This is a genomic window from Streptococcus mitis NCTC 12261 (genome assembly GCF_000148585.2).
GTDB lineage: Bacteria > Bacillota > Bacilli > Lactobacillales > Streptococcaceae > Streptococcus > Streptococcus mitis.
The window spans coordinates 229,049-241,185 of sequence record NZ_CP028414.1; the positions used below are offsets into that span (position 1 = coordinate 229,049).

Consider the following 12,137-nt stretch of genomic DNA (forward strand, 5'->3'; position numbering starts at 1 on the left):
ATGTCAAATAGTTTTGAAATTTTGATGAATCAACTGGGGATGCCTGCTGAAATGAGACAGGCTCCTGCTTTAGCACAGGCCGATATTGAGCGAGTTGTGGTTCATAAAATTAGTAAGGTATTGGAGTTTCATTTCGTATTTTCTAATATTTTACCGATTGAAATCTTTTTAGAATTAAAGAAAGGTTTGAGGGAAGAATTTTTTAAGACAGGCAATAAAGCTATTTTCGAAATCAAGACTCTGTCTCAAGAATTTTCAAATCAGCTCTTGCAGTCCTACTATAGAGAGGCTTTTTCTGAAGGTCCGTGTTCGAGTCAAGGTTTTAAGTCCCTTTATCAAAATTTGCAAGTTCGTGCGGAGGGGAACCAACTCTTTATTGAAGGTTCCGAGGCGATTGATAAGGAACACTTTAAGAAGAATCACCTTCCTAATTTAGCGAAACAACTTGAAAAATTTGGATTTCCAACTTTTAACTGTCAAGTAGAGAAGAATGATATGCTGACTCATGAGCAGGAAGAAGCCTTTCAAGCTGAAAATGAGCAGATTGTTCAAGCGGCCAATGAGGAAGCGCTCCGTGCTATGGAACAACTAGAACAGATGGCACCTCCTCCAGCGGAAGAGAAACCATCCTTTGATTTTCAAGCTAAAAAAGCTGCAGCTAAACCCAAGCTGGATAAGGCAGAGATTACTCCTATGATCGAAGTGACGACGGAGGAAAATCGTCTGGTCTTTGAAGGGGTTGTTTTTGATGTGGAGCAAAAAGTGACCAGAACAGGGCGTGTTTTGATCAACTTTAAAATGACTGACTACACTTCAAGTTTTTCTATGCAAAAGTGGGTTAAGAACGAGGAAGAGGCCCAGAAGTTTGACCTAATTAAGAAAAATTCTTGGCTCCGAGTTCGTGGGAATGTGGAGATGAATAACTTCACACGTGATTTGACTATGAACGTACAGGATGTGCAGGAAGTTGTTCACTATGAGCGGAAGGATTTGATGCCAGAAGGAGAGCGTCGAGTTGAGTTTCATGCTCATACTAACATGTCGACTATGGATGCTCTGCCAGAGGTCGAAGAAATCGTTGCGACAGCTGCTAAGTGGGGACACAAGGCGGTTGCCATCACGGACCATGGGAATGTCCAGTCCTTCCCACACGGCTATAAGGCTGCTAAGAAAGCGGGAATCCAGCTAATCTATGGAATGGAAGCCAATATCGTGGAGGACCGTGTCCCTATCGTCTATAACGAAGTGGAGATGGACTTGTCAGAAGCGACCTACGTGGTCTTTGACGTGGAAACGACAGGACTTTCAGCTATCTATAATGACTTGATTCAGGTTGCAGCTTCTAAGATGTACAAGGGGAATGTCATTGCTGAATTTGATGAATTTATCAATCCTGGGCATCCCTTGTCAGCTTTTACTACTGAGTTGACTGGAATTACAGATGATCATGTCAAAAATGCCAAGCCACTGGAACAAGTTTTGCAAGAATTCCAAGAATTTTGTAAGGATACGGTCCTAGTCGCCCACAATGCCACCTTTGACGTTGGCTTTATGAATGCCAACTATGAACGTCATGGTCTGCCAAAGATTAGTCAGCCAGTTATTGATACGCTCGAGTTTGCTAGAAATCTCTATCCTGAGTATAAACGTCATGGTTTGGGGCCTTTGACCAAGCGTTTTGGTGTGGCCTTAGAGCATCACCACATGGCCAACTACGATGCGGAAGCTACAGGTCGCCTGCTTTTCATCTTTATCAAAGAAGTAGCAGAAAAACATGGTGTGACCGATCTAGCTAGACTCAATATTGATTTGGTTAGTCCAGATTCTTATAAAAAAGCTCGAATCAAGCATGCGACCATTTATGTCAAGAATCAGGTAGGTCTAAAAAATATCTTTAAGTTGGTTTCTTTGTCCAATACCAAATACTTTGAAGGGGTGCCACGAATTCCGAGAACGGTTCTAGATGCCCATCGGGAGGGCTTGATTTTAGGCTCAGCCTGTGCAGAAGGTGAAGTTTTTGATGCAGTCGTTTCCCAGGGCGTGGATGCGGCGGTTGAGGTGGCCAAGTATTATGACTTTATCGAGGTCATGCCACCAGCTATCTATGCTCCCTTGATTGCCAAGGAGCAGGTTAAGGATATGGAAGAACTCCAGACCATTATCAAAAGTTTGATAGAGGTTGGAGAACGCCTTGGTAAGCCCGTTTTGGCTACGGGAAATGTCCACTATATCGAACCAGAAGAAGAAATTTACCGTGAAATTATTGTCCGTAGTTTGGGACAGGGAGCTATGGTTAACCGAACTATCGGTCATGGGGAACATGCCCAACCAGCTCCTCTTCCGAAGGCTCATTTTCGAACAACCAATGAGATGTTGGATGAATTTGCCTTCTTGGGAGAGGAATTAGCTCGGAAATTGGTTATTGAAAACACCAATGCCTTGGCAGATATCTTTGAACCTGTTGAGGTTGTTAAGGGGGACTTGTATACGCCTTTCATCGACAAGGCTGAAGAAACAGTTGCCGAGTTGACCTATAAGAAGGCCTTTGAGATTTATGGAAATCCGCTGCCAGATATTGTCGATTTGCGGATTGAAAAAGAATTGACTTCCATTCTGGGGAATGGATTTGCCGTGATTTATCTGGCATCGCAGATGCTGGTGCTACGTTCCAATGAACGGGGCTACTTGGTTGGTTCTCGTGGGTCTGTAGGATCTAGTTTTGTTGCGACCATGATTGGTATTACAGAGGTCAATCCTCTCTCTCCTCACTATGTCTGTGGTCAATGTCAATACAGTGAGTTTATCACCGATGGTTCGTACGGTTCAGGATTTGATATGCCTAATAAGGACTGCCCAAAGTGTGGTCACAAACTCAGCAAAAATGGGCAGGATATTCCGTTTGAAACCTTCCTTGGTTTTGATGGAGACAAGGTTCCTGATATTGACTTGAACTTCTCGGGAGAAGATCAACCTAGCGCCCATTTGGATGTGCGTGATATCTTTGGTGAGGAATATGCCTTCCGTGCGGGAACGGTTGGTACGGTAGCTGCCAAGACTGCCTATGGATTTGTCAAGGGTTATGAGCGGGACTATGGAAAGTTTTACCGTGATGCAGAGGTAGAACGCCTCGCTCAAGGAGCGGCGGGTGTCAAGCGGACAACAGGTCAACACCCGGGGGGAATTGTTGTTATTCCGAACTACATGGATGTCTACGATTTTACTCCTGTTCAGTATCCAGCGGATGACGTGACCGCTGAATGGCAGACCACTCACTTTAACTTCCATGATATCGACGAGAACGTCCTCAAACTTGATGTACTGGGACATGATGATCCGACTATGATTCGAAAACTCCAGGACTTGTCTGGGATTGATCCTAATGAAATCCCTATGGATGACGAAGGTGTGATGGCCCTCTTTTCTGGGACGGATGTGCTTGGGGTAACACCTGAACAAATTGGAACGCCTACGGGCATGCTGGGGATTCCAGAATTTGGAACCAACTTTGTACGTGGGATGGTAGATGAGACGCATCCGACGACTTTTGCGGAGTTGCTTCAGCTCTCAGGTCTGTCCCACGGTACTGACGTTTGGCTGGGCAATGCCCAAGATTTGATTAAGCAAGGAATAGCGGACCTATCAACCGTTATCGGTTGTCGGGACGACATCATGGTGTACCTCATGCATGCTGGTCTTGAACCTAAGATGGCCTTTACCATCATGGAACGGGTACGTAAGGGCTTGTGGCTCAAGATTTCCGAAGAGGAGAGAAATGGCTATATCGAAGCTATGAAGGCCAATAAGGTGCCAGAGTGGTATATCGAATCCTGTGGGAAAATTAAGTATATGTTCCCTAAAGCCCATGCGGCAGCCTACGTTATGATGGCCTTGCGTGTAGCTTACTTCAAGGTTCACCATCCTATTTATTACTACTGTGCTTACTTCTCAATCCGTGCTAAAGCCTTTGATATCAAGACTATGGGTGCGGGCTTGGATGCCATCAAGCGCAGAATGGAAGAAATCTCTGAAAAACGGAAGAACAATGAGGCTTCTAATGTGGAAATTGATCTCTATACAACTCTTGAGATTGTCAATGAGATGTGGGAACGAGGTTTCAAGTTTGGTAAACTCGATCTCTACCGTAGTCAGGCGATAGAGTTCCTCATCGATGGGGATACCCTCATTCCACCATTTGTAGCAATGGATGGTCTGGGAGAGAACGTTGCTAAGCAGTTGGTGCGAGCGCGTGAAGAGGGAGAATTCCTCTCCAAAACAGAACTACGCAAACGCGGTGGCCTCTCATCTACCTTGGTTGAAAAGATGGATGAAATGGGGATTCTGGGCAATATGCCAGAGGATAACCAGCTCAGTTTGTTTGATGAGTTGTTTTAAGGTCTTGGAGGAAAAAAGATGAAACTAAGAATCTTTGCGGAAGACAAGCCGGCTGAGAAGGTGTTTGAGTATCAATTGGAACTTGCTGACCAGACAATACTTCTATCAACAGCATTTTTGTCTGGTGCTATTGCTTTGGCAGGATTATTTTCTGCTTTGAAAGAAAAATAAAAATAGAAAAGGAAGAATAGAATGGTTTTACCAAATTTTAAAGAAAATCTAGAAAAATATGCGAAATTATTGGTTGCGAATGGAATCAACGTGCAACCTGGTCACACTTTGGCTCTTTCTATCGATGTGGAGCAACGCGAGTTGGCGCATTTGATTGTGAAAGAAGCTTACGCCTTGGGTGCGCATGAGGTTATTGTTCAGTGGACAGATGATGTGATTAACCGTGAGAAATTTCTCCATGCGCCGATGGAGCGTCTGGACAATGTGCCAGAATATAAGATTGCTGAGATGAACTATCTCTTGGAGAACAAGGCTAGCCGTCTTGGTGTCCGTTCTTCTGATCCAGGTGCCTTGAACGGAGTGGATGCTGACAAGCTTTCAGCTTCTGCTAAAGCTATGGGACTTGCTATGAAGCCAATGCGTATTGCAACGCAATCCAACAAGGTCAGCTGGACGGTAGCAGCTGCTGCTGGACTTGAGTGGGCTAAAAAAGTCTTTCCAAATGCTGCTAGCGACGAAGAAGCAGTTGATCTCCTATGGGACCAAATCTTCAAAACTTGCCGTGTCTACGAAGCAGATCCTGTTAAGGCTTGGGAAGAGCATGCAGCCATCCTCAAGAGTAAGGCTGATATGCTTAATAAAGAACAATTTTCAGCCCTTCATTACACAGCACCAGGAACTGATTTGACACTTGGCTTGCCGAAGAACCACGTTTGGGAATCAGCTGGTGCTATCAATGCGCAGGGTGAAGGATTCTTGCCGAATATGCCGACAGAGGAAGTATTCACAGCACCTGACTTCCGTCGCGCAGATGGTTATGTCACTTCTACAAAACCGCTTAGCTATAATGGAAATATCATCGAAGGAATTAAAGTAACCTTCAAGGATGGACAAATTGTGGATATTGCTGCAGAAAAAGGCGATCAAGTCATGAAAGACCTTGTCTTTGAAAATGCGGGTGCGCGTGCCTTGGGTGAATGTGCCTTGGTACCAGATCCAAGTCCAATTTCTCAGTCAGGCATTACCTTCTTCAACACCCTTTTTGATGAGAATGCTTCAAACCACTTGGCTATCGGTGCAGCCTATGCGACTAGCGTCGTTGGTGGAGCAGAGATGAGCGAAGAAGAGCTTGAAGCTGCAGGGCTTAACCGTTCAGATGTTCATGTGGACTTTATGATTGGGTCTAGTCAAATGGATATCGATGGTATCCGTGAGGATGGGACACGTGTACCACTCTTCCGTAACGGAGATTGGGCAAATTAAGGAGATAATATGTTAGGAAGTATGTTCGTTGGTCTCCTAGTGGGATTTTTAGCAGGTACTCTAACCAATCGTGGAGAGCGCATGGGATGTTTTGGGAAAATGTTTCTAGGCTGGATTGGTGCCTTTATAGGGCACTTGCTTTTTGGGACTTGGGGACCGATAATAGCAGGAACTGCCATTATTCCGGCAGTACTAGGTTCCATGATTGTCTTAGCGATTTTCTGGAGACGAGGAAGTTAATTTCTTAAATCTGATACTCAATGAAAATCAAAGAGCAAACTAGGAAACTAGCCGCAGGCTGCTCAAAGCACTGTTTTGAGGTTGTAGATAGAACTGACGAAGTCAGCTCAAAACACTGTTTTGAGGTTGCAGATAGAACTGACGAAGTCAGCTCAAAACACTGTTTTGAGGTTGCAGATAGAACTGACGAAGTCAGTAACATCTATACGGCAAGGCGACGTTGACGCGGTTTGAAGAGATTTTTGAAGAGTATGAAACGAAAAGGAGGTTGGTCATTGTACCAGCCTCCTTTTGAGTATGATATAATAGTTCTATGAGATTAGATAAATTTTTAGTTGCCTGCGCTGTGGGGAGCCGAACTGAGGTCAAAAACTTGCTCAAGGCTGGTCGCGTGACGGTAAATGGTAAAAAAGAAAAGTCAGCTAAATTGCAGATTGATGAAGAAAGAGATGAGATTCGCTTTGATGGGAAAGTGTTGGAGTATGAAGAGTTTGTCTACTACATGATGAACAAGCCCCAAGGGGTTATTTCAGCGACTGAGGATCCCAAGCACAGAACCGTTCTGGACTTGCTGGATGATATTGCTCGGAGCAAGGAAGTTTTCCCAGTAGGACGCTTGGATATTGATACACATGGTCTTCTACTCTTGACCAATGATGGCCAGCTGGCCCATGCTCTTCTTTCACCTAAGCGTCATGTGAACAAGACGTATCTGGTTCAGGTCAAAGGAATTATGACCCAAGGAGATGTGGATATATTTGCTGAGGGTATTCCTCTCAAAGACTTTACCTGTCAACCCGCTAGACTGGAGCTTGTATCCATAGATACAGAAAAAAATCAAAGCCAAATCCGTGTGACCATTGCAGAAGGGAAGTTTCATCAGGTCAAGCGTATGGTGGGCTACTGTGGCAAGGAAGTAGTAGACTTGCAACGTTTGACTATGGGAACGCTAGTATTGGATGAGAACTTAGAACGAGGGGAATGGCGTCGCTTGACCAAGGAGGAATTAGAAAATCTTCTTGCTAGTATTGCTTAATTTGGTTTATATTTGAAAAAGGCGAGGGAGAATGTCCTCGCCTTTTATGTTTTTCAGTTGCTTCCTTTGTGAAAAGAGTTATAATAGACTGTAGAATAAAAGGAGGAATCTATGAACGCGATTCAAGAATCATTTACTGATAAATTATTTGCCAACTATGAAGCAAATGTAAAATACCAAGCGATTGAAAATGCTGCCAGCCACAACGGAATTTTTGCAGCCCTAGAACGTCGCCAAAGCCATGTAGACAACACCCCTGTTTTCTCATTGGATTTGACCAAGGACAAAGTAACTAACCAGAAGGCTTCTGGTCGTTGCTGGATGTTTGCAGCCCTTAACACTTTCCGCCACAAGCTCATCTCACAATACAAACTAGAAAACTTTGAGTTGTCACAGGCCCACACTTTCTTCTGGGACAAGTATGAGAAATCAAACTGGTTCTTGGAACAAGTCATTGCGACTGCAGACCAAGACTTGACGAGCCGTAAGGTTAAATTTCTACTCCAAACACCACAACAAGATGGCGGTCAGTGGGATATGGTCGTTTCTCTCTTTGAGAAATACGGTGTCGTACCTAAGTCTGTTTATCCTGAGTCTGTTTCATCTAGTAGCAGCCGTGAACTAAATGCCATTCTCAACAAATTGCTTCGTCAAGATGCTCAAATCTTGCGTGACTTGCTTGCTTCTGGTGCAGACCAAGCGACTGTTCAAGCTAAGAAAGAAGACCTCTTGCAAGAAATTTTTAACTTCCTTGCTATGTCATTGGGTCTTCCACCACGTCAGTTTGACTTTGCTTATCGCGATAAAGACAACAACTACCAAAGCGAAAAGGACATTACACCACAAGAGTTTTACAAGAAATATGTAAATCTTCCTCTAGAAGACTACGTTTCTGTTATCAATGCTCCAACTGCTGATAAACCATACGGCAAATTCTTACACAGTTGAGATGTTGGGAAAATGTGGTTGGTAGCCGTGCGGTTCGTTACATCAACGTGCCGATGGATCGCTTGAAAGAATTGGCAATTGCTCAAATGCAAGCAGGTGAGACTGTTTGGTTTGGTTCTGATGTTGGTCAGCTCAGCAACCGTAAAGCTGGAATCCTTGCGACAGATGTTTATGACTTTGAATCAAGCATGGATATTCAATTCACTCAAGACAAGGCTGGACGTCTGGACTATAGTGAAAGCTTAATGACCCACGCTATGGTCTTGACAGGTGTTGATTTGGACGAAAATGGGAAGTCAACCAAGTGGAAGGTTGAAAACTCATGGGGAGACAAGGTCGGTACCGATGGGTACTTTGTTGCCTCAGATGCTTGGATGGACGAGTACACTTACCAAATTGTTGTTCGTAAGGAATTACTAACAGCAGAAGAACAAGCTGCCTATGAAGCAGAACCAATCGTCCTTGCACCATGGGATCCAATGGGTGCCTTGGCTGAATAAATGAGATATAAAAAGAACGGTTCTATAATTTTTAGGGTTGATGGAAATTTTCCACCAACCCTATTTTAGTGTATACAAAAAGGCCAACATCCATTATATTAAAAGCGCTGAAACCTAAAACAAAAGGATGATGACCATATGAACAATATACTAGAAGCTACACTACAAATCAAAGATAAAAACATTATTTGGGATAATAAAGTTCAAGAGAAGATATTTAAAAAGAGAAAATCTTTATTTTATGCAGCTACTTATACGCATAAACCAGAATTTTGTACCGTTTGTGGGTGTGTTAGCCGAAATAATAATATCGTTAAAAACGGCACGAAAACATCTCGTATCACTCTCTGTTCTGTTTCAGGCCTAGCGGCCTACTTAAATCTACGCAAGCAGAGATTTCTCTGTAGAGAATGCGGCTCTTCATTTACCGCAGACACTAGTCGAATCGTAGAAAAACACTGTCATATCTCTAAACGCTTAAAAAACGAAATTAAATCAAAAATAAGTGAAACAGTATCTGAAACCTATATCGCAAAAGAAACAAATGTTTCAGTTCATACGGTAAGACGTATCATAGATGATACAACACGTTTACTAAAGATTAAACCATTACACGATTTACCTGAGCATTTGTGTTTTGATGAATTTAAATCCGTCAAATCTTCCGATAGTAATATGAGCTTCATTATTTGTGATAGCACTACACACAAGCTGGTCGATGTTGTACGAGATAGAAAATCTTACAGCTTGAAAAAGTATTTTCATCGTTTTGAGCCTAAGACTAGATTAAAGGTAAAAACTATCTCCATCGACATGTACTTACCGTACATTCAATTAATAAAAGAAATGTTTCCTAACGCTAAAATTATCATTGATCCTTTTCATATCGTACAAGCCTTAAATAGAGAATTAAATCGAACTCGGGTACGTGTCATGAATAAGCATCGCTATAAAGACTCTAAATTATATCGAAAGTTAAAACATTATTGGAAGTTAATTTTAAAGAACTCTAATGAACTTCAGAACTATAAATATAATCGTTATAAGCTTTTTGAAAGCTTCATAACAAGTAAAGGAATCGTAGATTATATCTTAGAAAAAAATCCATCTCTTAAAAATGATTATGAGGTTGTACATTCACTTCGTGAATGTATACAGGATAGAGATTATATAGAATTCAAGGAAACGATTGAAGCAGCTACGCAATTAGACCTATCTCCTGGTTTAAAAAGAGTATTAAAGACTCTTATGACTTACTTGCCATATATTCAAAATACTTGTGAGTATCCAACTAGAACAAATGGCCCTATTGAAGGAATAAACAATAAAATAAAAGTGCTTAAAAGAAATGCCTACGGCTTTAGAAACTATTACCATTTTAGAAATAGGATTATTTTAATAACAAAAATGTTTGGCCCAAAACAAAAAGGAATTAAGCAACAATTAGTTGCTTAATCCCTTCCTAAATTTCTTCATCAACACTATTTGACAAAGAGCCCTTTTTTAGTGCTCAAAATAGCACTCAATTTTAAATGGATTTGGTGTTCAAAAAATATAATCAAATGCAACAAACTAATTTCATTTTTAATAGGCACAATTAATTTTAGAAGATAGTACGAAAAAATATTGACTATTTTCTTTAGAATGTGTAAAATTTAGATAGATTATTTAAAGTGAGGTTTTTTTATCTTGTCTATATTAAAGAAGAAAGTTAATATGTTTAGTGTACTATTGAATGTGGTATTAATAGCTATTATAGCTATTGGAGTGCTATTTTTCTTACCTAAGGAACATAAATCAGAAGTCAAATCGTCAATTAATATCGAAAGTATTGAAAAAGTGAATGAAGTTGTATTTTTGAATGCGGGAATTAATGAAATTATTTCTGAAACAAAAACAACTCAAGTTTTTGGGTTTGATGTGCCGTTCTCTAAAAAAGCAGCATTAGTAATTTTAAATTATAAAGCTAAATTTGGAATTAAAAGTAGTGTAAAGGTTGAACAAATAAGCGAAAAAGAATATAAGGTTATTGTTCCAAAATTGGAAGTAATTGGTGTTGAACTTTCAAAAGATAATCCTTATGATTTATATGATAGTCATGGAGAGTTATTAAGTGGAACTACAGAAGATATTGATACTGGGAAATTGGTCGCTAACCAACTTTCTAGTGATAAACAAGCAGAGTATTTAGATAAATTTAAGAGTGAAATTAAAGAATCTGCAATCAATTATTATAAAACAATATTTTCTTCAATGGATTCTGAAGTAAAAGTAACTATAGAATTTACAGAATAATTTTTGAAATACAAAACCCTGGCCATCTCTGGTCAGGGTTTTGTGTGGTTCTATAATTTTTAGGGTTGATGGAAATTTTCCACCAACCCTATTTTAGTGTATACAAAAAGGCCAACATCCATTATATTAAAAGCGCTGAAACCTAAAACAAAAGAATGATGACCATATGAACAATATACTAGAAGCTACACTACAAATCAAAGATGCACACAATGAAGGTGTTACATTCCATTTCTTAGAGAATATTAAAGAAGTATTGCGTGATGAGAGTGGGAAAGTAACTGGTGTAAAGGTTATTACAATGGAACTTGGTGAATCAGATGAAAGTGGAAGAAGATCAACGCATGAAGTGGCAGGTAGTGAACATATTATTCCATGTGACCTTGTCGTTGCAGCAATTGAACAAAAGTAGACTTTAGTGTTCTAGATGAAAGGTAAAAATTTGACTTTCGGTCAACATCAGAATACAATAGAAATGAACTAATAACAGGGGATGCATATTTAGGTCCTCAATCTATCGCAACCGCAATTAAAGGCGGGTGAGAAGTTGCGACAGAAGTACATGAATCGTTTAAAGAAAACACATAAATAACTTGTGGTGCCTTTCGTTTTTTTACTGGGAAAATTAAGGAACTATAGTTATAAATCCTTAAATATATTAATATATTAACATGCTTATATTTATGGGAAGAAGGTTATGTCATCTATAGTTGTACTTCTGACGATAAGGTTGTTCGTGTACCAAAGGAAATTAAAGGTAAACCTGTTATCGCAATTGGAGAACGTGGTCTTGCGAACTTGAAACATTGTGAGGCAATCGTTTTACCAGATACAGTACGATATATTGGAAAAGGTGCGTTTACGATTGACAATAAGTTAAAGTATGTCCACTTTGGTAAGTCAATAGAAACAGTAGAAGATGATGTTTTCAACTCTGATAGTTCATTAGAATCAGTTGTATTCCCAGAAGGAACAAAGAGTATTGGAACATTAGTATTTTGGGGGACATCATCAATTAAATCTATTACAATTCCAGCAAGTGTAACAGAAATTACAGAATACTTCTATTTTGTGGATAACTGTAACCCAGATGTAGAAATCCATACACCTAAGGGATCAAAGGCAGAAGAAGTAGCTAAAGCAATGCAACTTAAAGTAGTAAATGACTAAAGGGGAATAGTATGAACAAAAAATTACTATCAGGCTTAGGGACTGACCCCAAAAAGTGAGAATTTAATAAAAACACCCTAGGGCTACCGTCTTCGGTATTCAACCGGAGACAGGTAGTCCAA

Annotated in this window: 9 protein-coding genes and 1 pseudogene; all 10 read left to right on the forward strand. The window is 40.5% G+C overall.

Annotated features, from left to right (window positions below; genetic code table 11):
- The 10 genes and pseudogenes from SM12261_RS01200 to SM12261_RS01255 all read left to right on the forward strand — a co-directional run bounded on the left by SM12261_RS01200 (position 1) and on the right by SM12261_RS01255 (position 12,015).
- Positions 1-4,392, forward strand: a complete 4,392-nt coding sequence (locus SM12261_RS01200) for a PolC-type DNA polymerase III (RefSeq protein WP_000071371.1) — start codon at positions 1-3, stop codon at positions 4,390-4,392.
- 18 nt (positions 4,393-4,410) lie between these two features.
- Complete coding sequence (locus SM12261_RS09465) at positions 4,411-4,563, forward strand: hypothetical protein (RefSeq protein ID WP_000776625.1); 153 nt, start codon at positions 4,411-4,413, stop codon at positions 4,561-4,563.
- Between the two features lie 21 nt (positions 4,564-4,584).
- Positions 4,585-5,826 (forward strand): aminopeptidase, encoded by a 1,242-nt coding sequence (locus tag SM12261_RS01210; RefSeq protein WP_000243928.1) that lies wholly within the window; start codon positions 4,585-4,587, stop codon positions 5,824-5,826.
- A gap of 9 nt (positions 5,827-5,835) precedes the next feature.
- A complete protein-coding gene (locus SM12261_RS01215) occupies positions 5,836-6,066 on the forward strand; it encodes a GlsB/YeaQ/YmgE family stress response membrane protein (RefSeq protein ID WP_000901572.1) in 231 nt (76 codons plus the stop codon).
- A 313-nt stretch (positions 6,067-6,379) separates the two neighbouring features.
- Positions 6,380-7,102, forward strand: coding sequence for a pseudouridine synthase (locus tag SM12261_RS01225; RefSeq protein ID WP_004238883.1), 723 nt, complete (start codon positions 6,380-6,382; stop codon positions 7,100-7,102).
- A gap of 111 nt (positions 7,103-7,213) precedes the next feature.
- Positions 7,214-8,550 (forward strand): annotated as a pseudogene (gene pepC, locus SM12261_RS01235) (aminopeptidase C).
- A gap of 138 nt (positions 8,551-8,688) precedes the next feature.
- Positions 8,689-10,005 carry an ISL3 family transposase gene (locus SM12261_RS01240; protein WP_001059646.1) on the forward strand — a complete coding sequence of 439 codons (1,317 nt, stop codon included), beginning with the start codon at positions 8,689-8,691 and terminating at the stop codon, positions 10,003-10,005.
- 261 nt (positions 10,006-10,266) lie between these two features.
- Positions 10,267-10,845, forward strand: coding sequence for a DUF4230 domain-containing protein (locus SM12261_RS01245; protein WP_000493216.1), 579 nt, complete (start codon positions 10,267-10,269; stop codon positions 10,843-10,845).
- A gap of 166 nt (positions 10,846-11,011) precedes the next feature.
- On the forward strand, positions 11,012-11,257 hold the full coding sequence (locus SM12261_RS01250) for a hypothetical protein (RefSeq protein WP_004238875.1): 246 nt from the start codon (positions 11,012-11,014) through the stop codon (positions 11,255-11,257).
- A 362-nt stretch (positions 11,258-11,619) separates the two neighbouring features.
- Positions 11,620-12,015 carry a leucine-rich repeat domain-containing protein gene (locus tag SM12261_RS01255; RefSeq protein WP_075230488.1) on the forward strand — a complete coding sequence of 132 codons (396 nt, stop codon included), beginning with the start codon at positions 11,620-11,622 and terminating at the stop codon, positions 12,013-12,015.
- The last annotated feature ends 122 nt before the right edge of the window (positions 12,016-12,137 follow it).

Excerpts from the sequence above, each read along its gene's own strand:
- SM12261_RS01200 (WP_000071371.1), top strand. The coding sequence starts at position 1 with ATGTCAAATAGTTTTGAAATTTTGATGAATCAACTGGGGATGCCTGCT.
- SM12261_RS09465 (WP_000776625.1), top strand. The coding sequence starts at position 4,411 with ATGAAACTAAGAATCTTTGCGGAAGACAAGCCGGCTGAGAAGGTGTTT.
- SM12261_RS01210 (WP_000243928.1), top strand. The coding sequence starts at position 4,585 with ATGGTTTTACCAAATTTTAAAGAAAATCTAGAAAAATATGCGAAATTA.
- SM12261_RS01215 (WP_000901572.1), top strand. The coding sequence starts at position 5,836 with ATGTTAGGAAGTATGTTCGTTGGTCTCCTAGTGGGATTTTTAGCAGGT.
- SM12261_RS01225 (WP_004238883.1), top strand. The coding sequence starts at position 6,380 with ATGAGATTAGATAAATTTTTAGTTGCCTGCGCTGTGGGGAGCCGAACT.
- SM12261_RS01240 (WP_001059646.1), top strand. The coding sequence starts at position 8,689 with ATGAACAATATACTAGAAGCTACACTACAAATCAAAGATAAAAACATT.
- SM12261_RS01245 (WP_000493216.1), top strand. The coding sequence starts at position 10,267 with ATGTTTAGTGTACTATTGAATGTGGTATTAATAGCTATTATAGCTATT.
- SM12261_RS01250 (WP_004238875.1), top strand. The coding sequence starts at position 11,012 with ATGAACAATATACTAGAAGCTACACTACAAATCAAAGATGCACACAAT.